General features: G+C 61.9%; 14 protein-coding genes and 1 tRNA gene. All 15 read left to right on the top strand.

Going from position 1 to position 18,377, the window contains the following annotated elements:
• Positions 1-831, top strand: an 831-nt coding sequence (locus NS365_RS20170) for an elongation factor Tu (RefSeq protein ID WP_058599902.1), incomplete at its 5' end; no start/stop codon positions are given.
• A gap of 152 nt (positions 832-983) precedes the next feature.
• Entirely contained in the window at positions 984-1,682 is a 699-nt protein-coding gene (locus tag NS365_RS20165; RefSeq protein ID WP_058602099.1) for a hypothetical protein, read from the top strand.
• A 4-nt stretch (positions 1,683-1,686) separates the two neighbouring features.
• Positions 1,687-2,541 carry a hypothetical protein gene (locus tag NS365_RS20160; RefSeq protein WP_058602098.1) on the top strand — a complete coding sequence of 285 codons (855 nt, stop codon included), beginning with the start codon at positions 1,687-1,689 and terminating at the stop codon, positions 2,539-2,541.
• Between the two features lie 53 nt (positions 2,542-2,594).
• Positions 2,595-2,670: transfer RNA gene (locus NS365_RS20155), tRNA-Trp, on the top strand.
• A gap of 131 nt (positions 2,671-2,801) precedes the next feature.
• Complete coding sequence (secE, locus tag NS365_RS20150; protein ID WP_058602097.1) at positions 2,802-3,002, top strand: preprotein translocase subunit SecE; 201 nt, start codon at positions 2,802-2,804, stop codon at positions 3,000-3,002.
• 24 nt (positions 3,003-3,026) lie between these two features.
• Entirely contained in the window at positions 3,027-3,557 is a 531-nt protein-coding gene (gene nusG / locus NS365_RS20145; protein WP_058602096.1) for a transcription termination/antitermination protein NusG, read from the top strand.
• Between the two features lie 138 nt (positions 3,558-3,695).
• A complete protein-coding gene (gene rplK, locus NS365_RS20140; protein ID WP_058602095.1) occupies positions 3,696-4,124 on the top strand; it encodes a 50S ribosomal protein L11 in 429 nt (142 codons plus the stop codon).
• 4 nt (positions 4,125-4,128) lie between these two features.
• A complete protein-coding gene (gene rplA / locus NS365_RS20135; RefSeq protein ID WP_058602094.1) occupies positions 4,129-4,830 on the top strand; it encodes a 50S ribosomal protein L1 in 702 nt (233 codons plus the stop codon).
• Positions 4,831-5,193: 363 nt separating this feature from the next.
• Positions 5,194-5,712, top strand: coding sequence for a 50S ribosomal protein L10 (gene rplJ, locus NS365_RS20130; protein WP_058602093.1), 519 nt, complete (start codon positions 5,194-5,196; stop codon positions 5,710-5,712).
• A gap of 51 nt (positions 5,713-5,763) precedes the next feature.
• Positions 5,764-6,138 carry a 50S ribosomal protein L7/L12 gene (rplL, locus tag NS365_RS20125; RefSeq protein WP_058602092.1) on the top strand — a complete coding sequence of 125 codons (375 nt, stop codon included), beginning with the start codon at positions 5,764-5,766 and terminating at the stop codon, positions 6,136-6,138.
• 269 nt (positions 6,139-6,407) lie between these two features.
• Positions 6,408-10,559 carry a DNA-directed RNA polymerase subunit beta gene (gene rpoB, locus NS365_RS20120; RefSeq protein WP_058602091.1) on the top strand — a complete coding sequence of 1,384 codons (4,152 nt, stop codon included), beginning with the start codon at positions 6,408-6,410 and terminating at the stop codon, positions 10,557-10,559.
• Between the two features lie 139 nt (positions 10,560-10,698).
• Positions 10,699-14,898, top strand: coding sequence for a DNA-directed RNA polymerase subunit beta' (gene rpoC, locus NS365_RS20115; RefSeq protein ID WP_058602090.1), 4,200 nt, complete (start codon positions 10,699-10,701; stop codon positions 14,896-14,898).
• Between the two features lie 398 nt (positions 14,899-15,296).
• Complete coding sequence (rpsL, locus tag NS365_RS20110) at positions 15,297-15,668, top strand: 30S ribosomal protein S12 (RefSeq protein ID WP_019998957.1); 372 nt, start codon at positions 15,297-15,299, stop codon at positions 15,666-15,668.
• Positions 15,669-15,699: 31 nt separating this feature from the next.
• A complete protein-coding gene (gene rpsG / locus NS365_RS20105; protein WP_058602089.1) occupies positions 15,700-16,170 on the top strand; it encodes a 30S ribosomal protein S7 in 471 nt (156 codons plus the stop codon).
• Between the two features lie 30 nt (positions 16,171-16,200).
• A complete protein-coding gene (gene fusA / locus NS365_RS20100) occupies positions 16,201-18,291 on the top strand; it encodes an elongation factor G (protein WP_058602088.1) in 2,091 nt (696 codons plus the stop codon).
• The last annotated feature ends 86 nt before the right edge of the window (positions 18,292-18,377 follow it).

The following is an 18,377-nucleotide window of genomic DNA, read 5'->3' as shown; positions in this document are numbered from 1 at the left end:
CTCCTGGCCCGCCAGGTCGGCGTGCCGGCGCTGGTGGTGTTCCTGAACAAGGTCGATCAGGTCGATGACGCCGAGCTTCTCGAGCTGGTCGAGCTGGAGCTGCGCGAGCTTCTGTCGAGCTACGAGTTCCCCGGCGACGACGTTCCGATCGTGAAGGGTTCGGCTCTGGCAGCCCTCGAAGACTCCAACAAGGAGATCGGCGAGAACGCGGTTCGCGAGCTGATGAAGCAGGTCGACGCTTACATCCCGACGCCTGAGCGTCCGATCAACATGCCGTTCCTGATGCCGATCGAAGACGTGTTCTCGATCTCGGGCCGCGGCACGGTTGTGACGGGCCGCGTCGAGCGCGGCATCGTGAAGGTGGGCGAGGAAGTCGAGATCGTCGGCATCCGCGACACCAAGAAGACGACGGTGACGGGCGTCGAGATGTTCCGCAAGCTTCTGGACCAGGGCCAGGCAGGCGACAACATCGGCGCGCTGGTTCGCGGCGTGGACCGGGAAGGCGTCGAGCGCGGTCAGGTTCTGTGCAAGCCGGGTTCGGTGAAGCCGCACACGCGCTTCATGGCCGAGGCCTACATCCTGACCAAGGAAGAGGGCGGCCGTCATACGCCGTTCTTCACGAACTACCGTCCGCAGTTCTACTTCCGCACGACGGACGTGACGGGCGTCGTCACGCTGCCCGAGGGCACCGAGATGGTGATGCCGGGCGACAACGTGACGATGGACGTCAAGCTGATCGTTCCGATTGCGATGGAAGAGAAGCTGCGTTTCGCGATCCGCGAAGGCGGCCGCACCGTCGGCGCCGGTATCGTCGCTTCCATCATCGAGTAAGACTCGAGTTCATTCGAACGCACGAGCGGGCCCTTCGGGGCCCGTTTTCGTTTGGGCACTGTCTTGCCATCCCGGGAGATTGGAAGCGTTCTTGCTTGCTTGGCCGGGTCCGGGGGGACTAGAGCCTGTCAGGAAACAGGAAGGATGCCGTCATGTCTGCCGAAATCGCCCGCGTCTTCATTGGCTTCGATTCCAAGGAAGTGGTCGCCTACCACGTGCTGGCCCAGAGCATCATCGAGCACGCGACGATGCCCGTCCTGTTCTCGCCCATCGTGCTGCCGCATCTGCATGAGACGTTCACACGCGAGCGCAACGCGCTTCAATCCACCGAGTTCTCGTTCTCGCGCTTCCTCGTGCCCTATCTCAGCGGCTTCGAGGGCTGGAGCCTGTTTATGGACTGCGACATGCTGATGCGCGCCGACATTGCCGAGCTTTGGGCGCTTAGGGACGACAGCGCCGCGGTCATGTGCGTGAAGCACGACTACCAGCCGAAGGTCGAAACCAAGTTTCTGGGCCAGGTGCAGACCAAGTACGAGAAGAAGAACTGGTCGAGCGTCATGCTCTTCAACAATGCGCGCTGCCGCGCTCTGACGCCGGACTTCGTGAACAGCGCGACGGGCCTGGAGCTTCACCAGTTCAAATGGCTGGAGAGCGACAATGAGATCGGCGAACTGCCGGCCGCGTGGAACTGGCTCGTCAATGAATACGAACACGATGCGAGCGCGAAGAACGTCCATTTCACCGATGGCGGCCCTTACTTCGACGAGTATCGTAATGACGACTATGCCGAGGAATGGTTCGCCATGCGCGAGCGCATGTTGCATGTGACGCAGCGCGCGCCGAAGGCCTGACCGAATGACGAAATCGGAGGGCTTTCCGCAGGCTGGCGAATCAGACGCGCTCAACCGTTGGGCGACGTTCTTTCGCGGATTTTCGACCATCCTTCTGATCGCCAATAGCGACGCGGTTCGGATCGACGATCTGCGCGCGCGCTATGGCGAGGACGCCCTTTTCGTTTTCTTCAACAAGGTCTACAAGGTTCTGGATCGGCCCTTCGACGGTCCGTGCCTCCTTGTGGCGCGCTCCGGCCCGGCGGGCGCCAACATCGTCTATCGCCGCGAAGTGGGGGACGTGACGAAACTCGTTCGCTCGCCGCGCTTCCGTGGCATCTGCAATCTACGGGCCGGCGCGGCAGAGCAATTCAGCCCGAGCGACGAGTTCGCCATTCCCGAGCCCGTCGGGCATCTCGATTTGTCCGCCGATCTCTCCGGCTTCTACCCCGAGACGCATCTGGCGACGAGCGGTTTCGCCCTTGCGCTATTTCTGATCGAAGTCGCGCCCGACTCGAAGGTCATCCTGGCGGGCTTCACGGCGAGACGCAGCCAGAAGTGGAAGCTCTTCGCCGATCATGACTGGACCTTTGAGCAGATCGTCCTGCGCCTTCTCCTGCGCTCGGGGCGCCTGCATATGACGAGCAGCGTCGCGCCCGATCTGTTCGGCGCGGTGTCGCGACGATTCCCCGAGTTCACGCCGGGCGACGTGTCGAGCGTCGCGGCCGAGGTGCTGACGGAGCGGCTGGAAGGGGCGAATCTGGCGATCGACGATCTTCTGAAACTGACGCGACCCCAACGTCGCTTTGACGCGCTTTTACGCCGTCTCAAGCCTAAAACACGAAAGGCCAAGCTTGCTGAGCGCCAAGCCCAGCAATAGGGCTTGCAAAAGCGCGTCGATCTGGATATCTCCAACTCCACGACGACCCCCGCAGGGGTATAGCTCAGTTGGTAGAGCGGCGGTCTCCAAAACCGCAGGTCGTAGGTTCGAGCCCTACTGCCCCTGCCAGTTTCCCCTCAGTTCAAAATGATTTCGACCCCCTTGTGAATCGGTTCGGGTCGGTTTATGTAGTTTTTAACAGACGCGTGGCGCGCGGAGCTGGTCACACAGCTTTACGCGCCTTCTGCCGTGAGCGGTGCATGGCCTCCAAGACAAATCCTTTTACGTTTCTGCAGCAGGTGCGGACCGAAGTCGCGAAGGTGACCTGGCCCACTCGTCGCGAGACGGTGATTTCGACCATTATGGTTTTCATCATGGTCGCCTTTGCGGCGACTTTCCTTTTTGTGGCGGATCAGGCGATCGGCTATGGGGTTGGCGCCATCATGAGCGCTGGTCGATAAAAGACGTTTATACGCAGGAATTTCATGGCCGCTCGCTGGTACATCGTCCACGCCTATTCGAACTTCGAAAAGAAGGTCGCCGAATCCATCGAGGAGCAGGCGCGCCAGAAGGGTCTTTCGGACAAGTTCGAGAAGATCCTCGTTCCGACCGAAAAGGTGACGGAAGTTCGTCGCGGCCGTAAGGTGGACTCGGAGCGCAAGTTCTTTCCGGGCTACGTGCTGGTGAAGGCGGATCTGACCGATCAGGTGTTCTCGCTCATCAAGAACACGCCGAAGGTCACCGGGTTCCTGGGTCCGGACAATCGGCCCGTTCCGATTTCCGAGGCGGAAGCCACGCATATCCTGAGTCAGGTTCAGGAGGGTGTCGAGCGTCCCAAGGCCTCGATCTCTTTTGATGTGGGTGAGCAGATCCGCGTGTCGGATGGGCCTTTCGCATCGTTCAATGGTGTGGTTCAGGAAGTCGACCATGAGCGGGCGCGCCTGAAAGTGGAAGTTTCGATCTTCGGCCGTGCAACGCCCGTCGATCTCGAATTCGGTCAGGTCGAGAAGATCTGATCGAGGGAGCCTTGCGGCTCTCGACCGTGCGGAAGGTGAGGCGGGCTGAGCCGGCTTTCCAAGATCCGAACCGCACATCTGCATGGGGCTTTCGAGCCCAAAGGCCGGATTGCCGGCACAACGAAAAGGCAGAAGCTTATGGCTAAGAAAGTAGCAGGCCAGCTTAAGCTGCAGGTCAAGGCCGGTTCGGCGACTCCGTCGCCCCCGATCGGTCCCGCCCTCGGTCAGCGCGGCATCAACATCATGGAGTTCTGCAAGGCGTTCAACGCGCAGACCCAGGAGATGGAGAAGGGATCGCCCGTTCCGGTCGTGATCACCTACTACGTCGACAAGTCCTTCACCTTCGTGATGAAGACGGCTCCCGTGAGCTTCTTCCTCAAGAAGGCGGCGGGCCTCACCAGCGGCTCGAAGGAGCCTGGCAAGGTCGTTGCCGGCAAGGTCACGCAGGCTCAGGTCCGCGAGATCGCCGAAAAGAAGATGAAGGATCTGAACGCGAATGACGTCGATGCCGCCATGACCATGGTCATGGGCTCGGCTCGTTCGATGGGCCTGGAAGTGGTGGGCTGAGACGATGGCTAAGATTGCAAAGCGCATTGCGAAGGCCCGCGAGGGTATCGACCGCGAGAAGCTCTACGACCTCGCCGACGCGATCGCCCTCCTGAAGGAGCGTTCCACGGCCAAGTTCGACGAGACGATCGAAATCGCCATGAATCTCGGCGTCGATCCTCGCCATGCGGACCAGATGGTTCGTGGCGTCGTCAATCTGCCGAACGGCACGGGCCGTACGGTCCGCGTCGCGGTCTTCGCGCGTGGTGCCAAGGCTGACGAAGCCCGCGCTGCCGGCGCCGACATCGTCGGCGCGGAAGAGCTGGTCGAGCAGGTTCAGGGCGGTCAGATCGATTTCGATCGCGCTATCGCCACGCCGGACATGATGGGCCTCGTCGGCCGCCTCGGTAAGGTCCTTGGCCCGCGCGGCCTGATGCCGAACCCGCGCGTTGGCACGGTGACCATGGACGTCGCCGCCGCCGTCAAGGCGTCGAAGGGTGGTGCGGTCGAGTTCCGCGTCGAGAAGGCCGGTATCATTCACGCCGGCGTCGGCAAGGCTTCGTTCGGCGCGGACGCGCTGCTCGAGAACATCCGCGCTTTCGCGGACGCCGTCACCAAGGCGAAGCCGTCGGGCGCCAAGGGCAACTATGTCCAGCGCATCGCGGTCTCCTCGACCATGGGCCCCGGCATCAAGGTCGACCCCGCGACGGTTCGTCCGGTCGCCTGATTGCAATTCGGAAGGGCAGGGGGCATATCCCGTCCTTCCAACATCATCTCGAGTCGCGAGAGCGGCTCGGATAGGTGAGGCTTCTCGCGAAGCCTCGCTTCCTGTCCAAGATTGCGGGCGACCATTCGGACGATCCGAGGGGTCTTAATCCACCAGCCTGCATGAGACGGGGAAAGATCCGAATTCGTTGGCCCCTGGCCAAGACCTTCGGTTCGAACCTCTGAATGCCTTGTGTTGTCTACGGTTCCCATGCGGACCCAGGGAAGCCAAGGGGACAGGATCCTCGAGCGTCGTTCGGTTCGCCGAACGGCAAACGGCAACCGGAGCTTGCTCGCAAGGGTAAGTTCCAACTGGAGAGTGGCAGTGGACAGAGCGGAAAAGCGCGAGTTCGTCACCGAGCTGAACGGAGCCTTCAAGGCGTCCGGTTCGATCGTGGTGGCTCGTTATGCCGGTCTCACCGTCGCGCAGATGAACGATCTTCGTACGAAGATGCGTGCGCAGGGTGGAACCGTCAAAGTCGCGAAGAACCGCCTCGCCCAAATTGCTCTTCAAGGCACGGACGCCGAAAAGATCGACGGATTGTTTCAGGGCCAGACCCTGATCGCCTATTCCGCCGATCCGATTGCGGCTCCGAAGGTGGCCAACGACTTCGCCAAGGGGAACGACAAGCTCGTCATCCTCGGCGGTGCGATGGGCACCACGGCCCTCGATGCGGAAGGGGTCAAGGCTTTGGCCGCCCTTCCGTCGCTCGACGAACTGCGCGGAAAGCTGCTGGGCATGATCCAGACCCCGGCGACCCGCATCGCAGCCGTCGTTGCGGCACCCGCGGCTCAGCTCGCGCGCGTGTTCTCGGCCTATGCCAAGAAGGACGAAGCGGCGTGAGGCTTGTTCCTCGCTGCATTCAGAACATTCGAACCATAAAGGAAGACTACCATGGCTGATCTCGCCAAGATCGTTGAAGACCTGTCGAGCCTGACCGTCCTCGAGGCCGCCGAGCTCTCGAAGATGCTCGAAGAGAAGTGGGGCGTCTCCGCTGCAGCTCCGGTCGCCGTTGCCGCCGCTGGCGGCGCTGGCCCGGTGGCTGAAGTCGAAGAGAAGACCGAGTTCGACGTGATCCTCGCCGAAGCCGGCGCGAACAAGATCAACGTCATCAAGGAAGTCCGCGCGATCACGGGCCTCGGCCTGAAGGAAGCCAAGGACCTCGTCGACGGCGCTCCGAAGCCGGTCAAGGAAGCCGTCTCCAAGGACGAAGCTGCCAAGATCAAGGACCAGCTCGAGAAGGCTGGCGCGAAGGTCGACGTCAAGTAAGACCGCCTTCTTGGCGTCTTGCGCATGAAAATGGCGGGCGGGACGGCAGTTTGCCGTTCCGCCTTCCGTGCTCGGGGCGGAACCTCCGCTCTAGGCGTGCGTGTCTCCCGAGGGCCGGGCTTCGGCTTTCGGGAGACACGGACCGGCCTCTGGTCCCCACAGTCTGACGCCGAGCGGCGGGCCCACCGCGACAGGCGTTTCTCCCCGGCGGGGAGGACAGTATAGTTCAGCCCTTCGGTCAAGGGCGCTGACGAGAGCAAGGAGCGACGATGTCTCAGACGACGACGTTTAGCGGTCGCAGGCGCGTACGCAAATTCTTCGGGTCCATCCCCGAAGTCGCCGAGATGCCCAATCTCATTGAGGTTCAGAAGGCGTCCTATGATCAGTTCCTCATGGTGGACGAGCCCGAGGGCGGGCGTCCCGACGAGGGGCTGCAGTCCGTTTTCCGCTCCGTTTTCCCGATTTCCGACTTCGCCGGCCATTCGATGCTGGAATTCGTCAAGTACGAGTTCGAGCAGCCGAAATTCGACGTCGATGAGTGCCGCCAGCGTGATCTGACCTACGCGGCGCCGCTCAAGGTGACGCTGCGCCTCATCGTGTTCGATGTCGACGAGGATACGGGCTCCAAGTCCATCAAGGACATCAAGGAGCAGGACGTCTACATGGGCGACATGCCGCTCATGACGATGAACGGCACCTTCATCGTCAACGGCACGGAGCGCGTCATCGTTTCGCAGATGCACCGTTCGCCGGGCGTCTTCTTCGATCACGACAAGGGCAAGTCGCACTCGTCCGGCAAGCTGCTCTTTGCCGCGCGCGTCATCCCCTATCGCGGCTCCTGGCTCGATATCGAGTTCGACGCCAAGGACATCGTGTTCGCGCGCATCGACCGGCGCCGCAAGATTCCCGTGACCTCGCTCCTCATGGCGCTGGGTATGGATGGCGAAGAGATCCTCTCGACCTTCTACAATGTGGTGAAGTTCGAGAAGGGCAAGGACGGCTGGCGGATTCCGTTCTCGGTCGAGCGCGTGCGCGGCCAGAAGGCGATCACCGACCTGATCGACGCAGATTCCGGCGAAGTGCTGGTCGAAGCCGGCAAGAAGGTCACCGCCCGTCAGGCGCGCCAGATGAAGGAGCGCGGCGTCGTGGCTCTGCGGGCCACCGACGAGGACCTGTTCGGCAACTATCTCGCCGAGGATGTCGTCAATTTCGCGACGGGCGAAATCTATCTCGAAGCGGGCGACGAGATCGACGAGAAGACCCTCAAGGTTCTGCTCGACGCGGGCTACGAGGACGTACCTGTTCTCGACATCGATCACGTGACGGTCGGCGCCTATATCCGCAATACACTGGCGGCCGACAAGAACGAGAACCGTCAGGACGCGCTGTTCGACATCTACCGCGTCATGCGCCCCGGCGAGCCGCCGACGATGGAAACGGCGGAAGCCATGTTCCAGTCGCTGTTCTTCGATGCCGAGCGCTACGACCTTTCGGCCGTCGGTCGCGTCAAGATGAACATGCGTCTCGACGTCAACGCCGAGGATACGGTTCGCGTCCTGCGCAAGGAAGACATCCTGGCGGTGGTTCGCCTGCTGGTGGACCTGCGCGACGGCAAGGGCGAGATCGACGACATCGACAATCTCGGCAATCGCCGCGTGCGTTCGGTCGGCGAGCTCATGGAGAACCAGTACCGCGTCGGTCTGCTCCGCATGGAGCGCGCGATCAAGGAGCGCATGTCGTCGGTCGAGATCGACACCGTCATGCCGCAGGACCTGATCAACGCGAAGCCAGCGGCCGCCGCTGTGCGCGAGTTCTTCGGCTCGTCGCAGCTGTCGCAGTTCATGGATCAGACCAACCCGCTTTCCGAAATTACGCATAAGCGTCGTCTCTCGGCGCTCGGGCCCGGTGGTCTGACCCGCGAGCGCGCCGGCTTCGAAGTGCGCGACGTGCATCCGACGCATTACGGCCGCATCTGCCCGATCGAAACGCCGGAAGGCCCGAATATCGGTCTGATCAACTCGCTGGCCACTTTCGCGCGCGTCAACAAGTACGGCTTCATCGAAAGCCCATATCGCCGCGTCGTGGACGGGAAGGTGACGGGCGACGTCGTCTATCTCTCGGCGATGGAAGAGTCGAAGCACTACGTCGCGCAGGCCAACGCCATCCTGACGGATGACATGCGCTTTGCCGAAGACTCCGTCATCTGCCGTCATTCCGGCGACGTGATGATGACGCCGCGCGAGAACGTCGATCTGATGGACGTGTCGCCGAAGCAGCTCGTGTCGGTCGCGGCCGCGCTCATTCCGTTCCTCGAGAACGACGACGCGAACCGCGCTCTCATGGGCTCGAACATGCAGCGTCAGGCCGTGCCGCTGGTGCGCGCCGAAGCGCCGTTCGTCGGCACCGGCATGGAAGCCGTCGTGGCGCGCGACTCCGGCGCTGCCATTGCGGCGCGTCGTGGCGGTGTGGTCGATCAGGTGGACGCGACGCGTATCGTTATTCGCGCGACGGAAGACCTCGAAGGCGGTCGTTCGGGCGTCGACATCTATCGCCTGATGAAGTTCCAGCGTTCGAACCAGTCGACCTGCATCAACCAGCGCCCGCTGGTGAAGATGGGCGATCGGGTGCGTCGCGGCGATATCATCGCGGACGGTCCGTCGACCGATCTCGGCGATCTCGCCCTCGGCCGGAACGTGCTCGTCGCGTTCATGCCGTGGAACGGCTACAACTACGAGGACTCGATCCTCCTGTCAGAGCGCATCGTCGCCGACGACGTCTTCACCTCGATCCATATCGAGGAATTCGAGGTCATGGCGCGCGACACCAAGCTTGGACCCGAGGAAATCACGCGCGACATTCCGAACGTTTCGGAAGAAGCGCTGAAGAATCTCGACGAAGCGGGCATCGTCTATATCGGCGCGGAAGTGCAGCCGGGCGACATCCTGGTCGGCAAGATCACCCCGAAGGGCGAAAGCCCGATGACGCCGGAAGAAAAGCTTCTGCGCGCCATCTTCGGTGAAAAGGCGTCCGACGTTCGCGACACCTCCAACCGTATGCCTCCGGGCACCTACGGTACCGTTGTCGAAGTGCGCGTCTTCAACCGCCACGGCGTGGAAAAAGACGAGCGCGCGATGGCGATCGAGCGCGAGGAGATCGAGCGTCTCGCCAAGGATCGCGACGACGAGCAGGCCATTCTCGACCGCAACGTCTATGGCCGTCTGGTCGAGATGCTGAACGGGCAGGCGGGTGTCGCCGGTCCGCGTGGCTTCCGTAAGGGGACGCAGATCTCGCCCGACGTGATGAACGAGTATCCCCGCTCGCAGTGGTGGATGTTCGCCGTCGAAGACGAGCGGATGCAGGGCGAACTCGAAGGGCTGCGGTCCGTCTACGACGAGTCCAAGAAGACGCTGGAACAGCGCTTCATGGACAAGGTCGAGAAGGTCCAGCGCGGCGACGAACTGCCTCCGGGCGTCATGAAGCAGGTGAAGGTCTTCGTCGCGGTCAAGCGCAAGATCCAGCCGGGCGACAAGATGGCCGGCCGTCACGGCAACAAGGGCGTCGTCTCGCGCATCGTTCCGGTTGAGGACATGCCGTTCACTGCGGATGGCACGCATGTCGACATCGTTCTGAACCCGCTGGGCGTGCCGTCGCGCATGAATGTCGGTCAGATTCTCGAGACGCATCTTGGCTGGGCTTGCGCGGGCATGGGACGCCAGATCGGTGATCTGCTCGAGGCTTACCAGCAGACGCATGACGTAGCCCCGCTGCGCAACGAGATCGCCGAACTGATGGGCGAGAGCGAACGCAACGAGCGCGTGGCGCAGTATGACGAGGAATCCGTCGTCACGCTGGCCAAGCAGCTGCGCAAGGGTGTGTCGATCGCGACGCCCGTCTTCGACGGTGCGAACGAGCGGGACATCGTGGCCATGCTGGAGAAGGCCGGGCTGAACGGCTCCGGTCAGGTCACCCTGCATGACGGTCGTACGGGCGAGCCCTTCGATCGTCAGGTCACGGTCGGCTACATCTACATGCTGAAGCTGCACCACCTCGTGGACGACAAGATCCATGCCCGTTCGATCGGCCCGTATTCGCTCGTCACCCAGCAGCCGCTGGGCGGCAAGGCGCAGTTCGGCGGCCAGCGCTTCGGCGAAATGGAGGTCTGGGCGCTCGAAGCCTATGGCGCCGCCTACACGCTGCAGGAAATGCTGACCGTGAAGTCGGACGACGTGGCGGGTCGTACCAAGGTCTACGAGTCGATCGTGCGCGGCGACGATGCGTTCGAGTCGGGCATTCCCGAGAGCTTCAACGTTCTCGTCAAGGAAATGCGCTCGCTCGGTCTCGACGTCGATCTGTCGAACACGGTGGCGGAACTGCCTTACTCCGGGTCCCCTGTGGAAGGGCTGCCCGACGCGGCCGAATAGGCCGCCTCGCAAACGCCGCCTTGTGCGGTCAGGATCGGCGCCCAACGTCTGGGGGCCGATCGGTCTTTGCGGAATCGTTCTTGGCGCCGGCTCCGCCCGGTGCGTGGAGAGGCCCCGGGCCTCATAAGGAGACAGCACCATGAACCAAGAGGTTATGAATCTCTTCAATCCTCAGGTGCAGGCGCAAACGTTCGACTCGATCCGGATCTCGATCGCGAGCCCGGAGAAGATCCTGTCCTGGTCGTTCGGCGAGATCAAGAAGCCGGAAACGATCAACTACCGCACGTTCAAGCCCGAGCGTGACGGCCTCTTCTGCGCGCGTATCTTCGGCCCGATCAAAGACTACGAGTGCTTGTGCGGCAAGTACAAGCGCATGAAGTACAAGGGCATCATCTGCGAAAAGTGCGGCGTCGAGGTCACCCTCTCGCGCGTGCGGCGCGAGCGGATGGGCCATATCGAACTGGCCGCGCCGGTCGCGCACATCTGGTTCCTGAAGTCGCTTCCGAGCCGCATCGGCACGCTGCTCGACATGACGCTGAAGGATATCGAGCGCGTCCTGTATTTCGAGAACTACATCGTCACCGAGCCTGGTCTTACTGCCCTGAAGGAGCACCAGCTCCTTTCGGAGGAAGAGTACCTGATCGCCGTTGACGAGTATGGCGAGGATTCGTTCACCGCGCTGATCGGCGCGGAAGCGATCCAGGAACTTCTGGCTTCGATGGACCTTGAGCGGATCGCCGGCGATCTGCGCGAGGAGCTTGCGACGACGACGTCCGAGCTCAAGACCAAGAAGCTGATGAAGCGGCTGAAGATCGTCGAGAACTTCCTGGAGTCGGGCAACCGTCCGGAGTGGATGATCATGAGCGTGATCCCGGTGATCCCACCGGATCTGCGTCCGCTCGTGCCGCTCGATGGCGGTCGCTTCGCGACGTCCGATCTGAACGATCTGTATCGCCGCGTCATCAACCGCAACAACCGCCTGAAGCGGCTGATCGAACTGCGCGCGCCGGGCATCATCATCCGCAACGAGAAGCGCATGCTTCAGGAAGCGGTGGATGCGCTGTTCGACAACGGCCGCCGCGGCCGTGTCATCACGGGCGCCAACAAGCGTCCGCTGAAGTCGCTGTCCGACATGCTGAAGGGCAAGCAGGGCCGCTTCCGTCAGAACCTGCTCGGCAAGCGCGTCGATTATTCCGGCCGCTCGGTCATCGTGACCGGCCCGAGCCTCAAGCTGCACCAGTGCGGCCTTCCGAAGAAGATGGCGCTTGAGCTATTCAAGCCCTTCATCTACGCGCGCCTCGACGCCAAGGGCTTCTCCTCCACGGTGAAGCAGGCCAAGAAGCTGGTCGAGAAGGAGCGCCCGGAAGTCTGGGATATCCTCGACGAGGTCATCCGCGAGCATCCGGTTCTTCTGAACCGCGCGCCGACTTTGCACCGTCTGGGCATCCAGGCCTTCGAGCCCGTGCTGATCGAAGGCAAGGCGATCCAGTTGCATCCGCTGGTCTGCACTGCCTTCAACGCGGACTTCGACGGCGATCAGATGGCCGTGCACGTTCCGCTGTCGATCGAGGCGCAGCTGGAAGCGCGCGTCCTCATGATGTCGACCAACAACATCCTGCATCCGGCCAATGGTCTGCCGATCATCGTGCCGTCGCAGGACATGGTTCTCGGCCTCTACTACCTCTCGATCATGAACGAGAACGAGCCGGGGCAGGGCATGGCCTTCTCCGACATCGGCGAACTCGAGCATGCGATCGCCTCGAAGGTCGTGACGCTGCACACGAAGATTCGTGGCCGCATCCGTTCGATCGACCAGGACGGCAACGAGACGTCCAAGATCTACGAGACGACGCCGGGTCGTATGCTCATCGGCCAGCTTTTGCCGAAGACGCACAAGATCACCTTCGACATCGCCAACGACTTGATGACGAAGAAGAACATCTCGAAGATGATCGACACCGTCTACCGCCACTGCGGTCAGAAGGACACGGTGATCTTCTGCGATCGCATCATGCAGCTCGGCTTCAAGCACGCCTGCCTGGCCGGCATTTCGTTCGGCAAGGACGACATGGTGATTCCGGACACCAAGCCGAAGCTGATCGGTGAGACTCAGACGCTCGCGAAGGAATACGAGCAGCAGTACAATGACGGCCTGATCACGCAGGGCGAAAAGTACAACAAGGTCGTCGACGCCTGGGCCAAGTGCACGGACAAGATCGCCGACGAGATGATGAGCCGCATTCGTGCGGTCGAGTTCAACCCGGACACGGGCCGGCAGAAGCCGATGAACTCGATCTACATGATGTCGCACTCGGGTGCTCGTGGCTCGCCCACGCAGATGCGCCAGCTCGGCGCGATGCGCGGCCTGATGACCAAGCCGTCGGGCGAGATCATCGAAACGCCGATCATCTCGAACTTCAAGGAAGGTCTGACGGTTCTCGAGTACTTCAACTCCACCCACGGTGCCCGTAAGGGCCTTGCGGATACGGCGTTGAAGACGGCGAACTCGGGTTACCTCACGCGTCGTCTGGTCGACGTGGCGCAGGACTGCATCATCACGCAGACCGATTGCGGCACGCCGAACGGTCTGACGATGCAGCCGATCGTCGATGCGGGGCAGGTCGTGGCGACGCTCGGCCAGCGCATTCTCGGCCGCACCGCGCTGGAGGACATCCTCCATCCGGTGACCGGCGACATCCTCGTGAAGGGCGGCGTCACGGTCGAGGAGCGGGATGTCGACATCATCGAGAAGGCTGGCGTTCAGTCGGTGAAGATTCGCTCGGCGCTCACTTGCGAAGTGCGCACCGGCATCTGCGCCGTCTGCTACGGTCGCGATCTGGCGCGCGGCACGCCCGTCAACATGGGCGAGGCCGTCGGCGTCATCGCGGCTCAGTCGATCGGCGAGCCGGGCACGCAGCTCACCATGCGCACGTTCCACATGGGCGGCACGGCGCAGGTGGTCGATCAGTCGTTCCTGGAAGCGTCCTATGAGGGCAGCGTCCAGATCCGCAACCGCAACGTGGTGCGCGATTCCGAAGGCCGACTCGTGGCCATGGGTCGCAACATGGCGATCCTGATCCTCGACCCGTCGGGCAAGGAACGTGCTTCGCACCGCGTCACCTACGGTTCGCGTATCTTCGTGGATGATGGCGATCAAGTGCGTCGCGGCCAGCGTATCGCCGAGTGGGATCCCTATACCCGTCCGGTTCTGACCGAAATGGACGGTGTCGTGGAGTTCGAGGACCTTGTGGAAGGTCTCTCGGTTTCGGAACAGGCCGACGAGTCGACCGGCATCACCAAGCGTCAGGTTATCGACTGGCGTGCGAACCCGCGCGGCTCGGATCTCAAGCCTGCGCTCGTTATCCGGAAGGAGGACGGGACCATCGCCAAGCTTCAGCGGGGCACGGATGCGCGCTACCTTCTATCGGTAGACGCGATCCTCTCCGTCGAGCCGGGCTCGAAGGTGCGGGCTGGTGACGTTCTTTCGCGTATTCCGATGGAAAGCGCGAAGACCAAGGACATCACGGGCGGTCTGCCGCGCGTCGCCGAACTCTTCGAAGCGCGTCGTCCGAAGGACAACGCCATCATCGCGGAGATCGATGGCACGATCCGGTTCGGCCGCGACTACAAGAACAAGCGGCGCATCATCATCGAACCACATGAGGATGGCATCGAGCCTGTCGAATACCTGATCCCGAAGGGCAAGCCCTTCCATCTTCAGGAAGGTGACATGATCGAGAAGGGCGACCACATTCTCGATGGCAACCCGGCGCCGCATGACATTCTGGCCATTCGTGGTGTCGAGGCGCTGGCAAGTTACCTCGTCAACGAAATCCAGGAAGTCTACCGACTGCAGGGCGTGTTGATCAACGACAAGCACATCGAGGTGATCGTTCGCCAGATGCTGCAGAAGGTCGAGATTGTGGAGTCTGGTGACTCCGGCTATATTCCGGGCGACAATGTCGATCGGATCGAGCTGGCCGAAGTCAACGAGCGTCTGGTGGAAGAGGGCAAGAAGCCGGCCTCCGGCAACCCGGTCCTCCTCGGCATCACCAAGGCCTCGCTGCAGACGCCGAGCTTCATCTCGGCGGCGTCCTTCCAAGAGACCACACGCGTCCTTACGGAAGCGGCGGTCGCCGGCAAGATGGATACGCTGCAGGGGCTCAAGGAAAACGTTATCGTCGGCCGTCTCATTCCGGCTGGTACGGGCGGCATGATGACCCAGGTTCGTCGCATCGCCTCGTCGCGTGACGATCTGATCATCGACGATCGCCGCAAGGCTTCGGCATCGCCGAGCGCGGACCGCCTGCTGACGAACATGACCAACGCGGCCGAGTGATCTCGCCGCCATTGAAGACAGGGGAGGGCGCCGCTCGGCGCCCTTTTCTTTATGCCGACGGCTTGGTGCCTGAGTTCAGGTTGTCAAGGGCACGTGGTGGAACGGGGCTTGACGCGCCGTCGCGGAATCGTTAAACACCCGCCAACAGAGCCGATGTAAGGCACGATATTTCCCGGAGCGACGCGCTCGGGAATGGTTCCTTAAACAAGGCTTCGTTCAACGAGACGCACCATTGCTGGTCGCATGATCGCGGTTTTGCCTGCGATCCTCTGCATCATTCCCGGGCAGACCTCTTATTATGTGAGGTCGACGCCCGGTTTCGCGTATGAACTATGCGGACCGAATCGCGGCAAGTGCCGATCGTTTCGAACCGAGATTTGAGAAGAAGGAAGGTTGGAATGCCGACCATCAACCAGCTGATCCGGAAGCCCCGCGTCCGCCCGAGCGAGCGCAATACGGTTCCGGCTCTCCAGGCCAATCCCCAGAAGCGCGGCGTTTGCACTCGCGTTTACACCACGACGCCGAAGAAGCCGAACTCGGCTCTCCGTAAGGTCGCCAAGGTGCGTCTGGTCAATGGCTTCGAGGTCATCGGCTACATCCCCGGCGAGGGGCATAACCTTCAGGAGCACTCCGTGGTCATGATCCGCGGCGGCCGCGTGAAGGATCTTCCGGGTGTGCGCTACCACATCATTCGTGGCGTGCTCGATACCCAGGGCGTCAAGGATCGTCGTCAGCGTCGTTCGAAGTACGGCGCGAAGCGTCCGAAGTAAGCCCGACCGAACGATTTAGAGAGAGCATTCGATGTCCCGTCGTCACTCTGCAGAAAAGCGCGAGATCAACCCGGATCCGAAGTTCGGTGATCTGGTTGTTACGAAGTTCATGAACGCCGTCATGTATGACGGCAAGAAGTCGGTGGCGGAGCGCATCGTCTACGGCGCGTTCGACGTCATGGGCGAAAAGACCCGCCAGGATGCCATCGGCATCTTCCATCAGGCCCTCGAGAACGTGGCTCCCCATGTGGAAGTCCGCTCGCGTCGCGTCGGTGGTGCGACCTATCAGGTCCCGGTCGATGTCCGTCCCGAGCGTCGTCAGGCTCTGGCCATCCGTTGGCTGATCACGGCCGCTCGCAACCGCAACGAGACCACGATGGTGGATCGTCTGTCGGGCGAACTCATGGATGCGGCGAACAATCGCGGCAGCGCCGTGAAGAAGCGCGAAGACACGCACCGTATGGCAGAAGCGAACCGCGCGTTCTCGCACTACCGCTGGTAAGTCCGGCTTCAATCCGAAAGGCGACGCCCGATGGCCCGCGAATATAAGATCGAAGACTACCGTAATTTCGGCATCATGGCCCACATCGATGCCGGCAAGACGACCACGACCGAGCGGATTCTCTACTACACCGGCAAGTCCCATAAGATCGGCGAAGTCCATGACGGCGCCGCGACCATGGACTGGATGGAGCAGGAGCAGGAGCGCGGCATCACGATCACGTCCGCCGCGACCACGACCTTCTGGAAGGGTCGCGACGAGAAGATGCGTCGCTTCAACATCATCGACACGCCGGGACACGTCGACTTCACGATCGAAGTCGAGCGCTCGCTCCGCGTTCTCGATGGGGCGATCGCTCTTCTGGACGCGAACGCCGGTGTCGAGCCGCAGACCGAAACGGTCTGGCGTCAGGCCGACAAGTATCACGTTCCCCGTATGATGTTCGTCAACAAGATGGACAAGACGGGCGCGGACTTCTTCCGCTGCGTGGACATGATCAAGACTCGCCTCGGCGCGCGTCCGATCGTCGTCCAGCTGCCGATCGGTGCCGAGAACGAGTTCAAGGGCGTCGTCGATCTGATCGAGATGAAGGCGCTGGTCTGGCGCGACGAGTCTCTCGGGGCCCAGTGGGATGTCGTTGAAATCCCCGCCGACCTCGCCGATCAGGCGCAGGAATATCGCGAGCTCATGATCGAGACCGCGGTGGAAGTCGACGAAGCCGCCATGGAAGCCTATCTCGAAGGCAACATGCCGGATAATGACAAGCTCCGCGCGCTGATCCGCAAGGGCACCTGCGAAGTCACCTTCACGCCGATCTTCTGCGGCTCCGCCTTCAAGAACAAGGGCGTTCAGCCCCTGCTCGATGGCGTCGTGGACTTCCTGCCGTCGCCAGTCGACGTGCCCGCGATCAAGGGCATCGACCCGAAGAACGAGACCGAGACGACGCGCGTTTCGTCTGATGACGAGCCTCTCTCGATGCTCGCCTTCAAGATCATGAACGACCCGTTCGTCGGTTCGCTCACTTTCTGCCGCATCTATTCCGGCAAGCTCACCAAGGGCACCGGCGTTCAGAACACGGTGAAGGAAAAGCGCGAGCGCATCGGCCGTATGCTGCAGATGCACTCGAACTCGCGTGAAGACATCGAAGAGGCGTTCGCGGGCGACATCGTCGCTCTCGCCGGTCTCAAGGAAGTCACCACGGGCGACACGCTTTGCGATCCTCTGAAGCCGGTCATTCTGGAGCGCATGGAATTCCCCGACCCGGTCATCGAGATCGCGATCGAGCCGAAGACCAAGGGCGACCAGGAAAAGATGGGTCTCGCGCTCAACCGTCTGGCCGCCGAAGATCCCTCGTTCCGCGTCAAGACGGACGAAGAGTCCGGCCAGACGATCATCGCCGGCATGGGCGAGCTTCACCTCGACATTCTTGTCGATCGTATGAAGCGCGAGTTCAAGGTCGAGGCGAATATCGGCGCCCCGCAGGTCGCCTATCGCGAGACGATCACCCGCGCGGCGGATGTCGACTACACGCACAAGAAGCAGACCGGTGGTACCGGCCAGTTCGCTCGCGTGAAGCTGCACATCGAGCCGGGCGAGCCGACCACGGGCTATGTCTTCGAATCGAAGATCATCGGCGGTGCGGTTCCGAAAGAATACGTGCCGGGCGTTCAGAAGGGTATCGCTTCGGTGATGACCTCGGGTCCGCTCGCGGGCTTCCCGATGGTGGACATCAAGGCCGAGCTTATCGACGGTGCCTACCACGACGTCGACTCCTCGGTTCTGGCCTTCGAAATCGCCTCGCGCGCTGGCTTCCGTGAAGCCATCCAGAAGGCCGGTCCGAAGCTTCTCGAGCCGATCATGAAGGTCGAAGTCGTCACGCCGGAAGACTATGTCGGTGACGTGATCGGCGACTTGAACAGCCGCCGCGGCCAGATCCAGGGCACGGAGTCGCGGGGAATTGCGACTGTCGTCAACGCGATGGTTCCCCTCGCGAACATGTTCGGTTATGTGAACACTCTGCGTTCGATGTCTCAGGGCCGCGCCCAGTACTCGATGCAGTTCGATCACTACGAGCAGGTTCCGAACCAGGTCGCGGAAGAGATCCAGAAGAAGTTCGCCTGACGCTTCGGCGAAGGCGAATCCCTGTTGGCTCATGTGAGCCGAACGAATGATTTGATGGAGTGCCGCAATGGCCAAGAGCAAATTCG

Source organism: Aureimonas ureilytica, from assembly GCF_001475935.1.
GTDB lineage: Bacteria > Pseudomonadota > Alphaproteobacteria > Rhizobiales > Rhizobiaceae > Aureimonas > Aureimonas ureilytica_A.
This window is presented reverse-complemented; position numbering and strand designations above follow the sequence as displayed.